We start from the raw sequence: 1,337 nt of genomic DNA on the forward strand, positions 1-1,337 counted from the left end.
CCGTCATTCACGATTGGGTGGCTCCCCTGTACACGGAAAAAACGGGTCGCCCGGCGGCGGATCCGGAACGGCTGCTTCGCCTAATGCTGCTCTCGTATTTGTTCGACCACTCTGAGCGGGAGTTGTATGAGATCCTCCCCATGCATGCCGGATACTTGTGGTTTTGCGGTCTCGACTTTGAATCCGTGCTCCATCCGGACCCTCATCACCCCACACTGCCGGATCGAACGACGCTCGTCAAAACACGGAAACGCTGGCGCCAACATGGAATCTTTGACCGGCTGATGACCTATGTGGTGGATCAATGCATCGCGGCGGGGTTGGTCTCGCCGGATGTCCATGCGGCGGCTGACGGCACCCAAGTGCGGGCGAATGCCTCGATCCACAGCTTGCGGGAGGTCAAGCTCGCTCCGGTGGAGACGTTGGAAGACTATCTGGCCCGCACTGCCCGGGAAGATGAACAGACCGAGGCCCGGGATCCGGATGACGACCCACCCTCTCCGTCTCCAAAATCAGGGGAACGCGTCCATGCCGAAGAACGGGGAAACTTCCGTGGAGCCACGTTTTCCAACCGGACCCATCGAAGCGTGACGGATCCGGATGCCCGGTTGTACAAGAAAGGCAAAGGGCAGGAAGCGTATCCTCGGTATCTGGTGCACGACGTCATCGATGTCCAGTCGCGCGTGATTTTATCCAGACGGGCCAGCCTCGCCACTGGAACGGCGGAACGGGAGACGAGTTTGGAGCAGCTGGCTTCGATTCAGTTTCGCCACCCGTCGATTACGATTCGGACCTTGTCTGCGGACAAAGCGTATGGCACCACCGAGTATCTGGAAGCGCTCTTCGTTCAAGGCATCACACCGCTCGTGCCGTTGCGCTGCAAGGAGATGGAGGAGATTCCAACCTGGAAGCGCCGAGCGAAGGATCCCGCTCAGGAAGCAAAGCGCCAGGCGAAAGTCCGAGACGTTCAGATTCGCAATCAAGCGAGGCTCATTCAGCAACAGGGCGGCTATCGATCCATTCAAGCCCTTCGCACGCGTTGTGAGCATGTGTTCGCCGAAGGGAAGGAATGTCACGGGCTGGACCGGGCCCGAAGCCGGGGCCTTTACGCCATGGAAGAACAGGCGCTGTTGACCGCCGTCGTGCAAAATCTGAAGCGATTGTGCCGGTTTCGAAAAAAACGAGGGGGGACCGGCTCTTTGGCGTGCGCAAAACCGGAATTGGGAGCAGGAAGTCCTGCTCGTCTTCCCATCCTTTGGCGCCAAACGGCGGGGAGAATGGCCTCCAAAATTCGACATGTGGGAAGTCTATGCCCCATTAATTCACCGGCCTTCTAG

General features: G+C 58.9%; 1 protein-coding gene. It reads left to right on the forward strand.

What is annotated here, in order from left to right:
* A partial coding sequence (locus CV945_RS16830) for an IS5-like element ISGka1 family transposase (RefSeq protein WP_100660198.1) occupies positions 1-1,337 on the forward strand: 1,337 nt, incomplete at its 5' end.

Source organism: Geobacillus sp. Manikaran-105, assembly GCF_002809955.1.
Classification (GTDB): Bacteria; Bacillota; Bacilli; order Bacillales; family Anoxybacillaceae; genus Geobacillus; species Geobacillus thermophilus.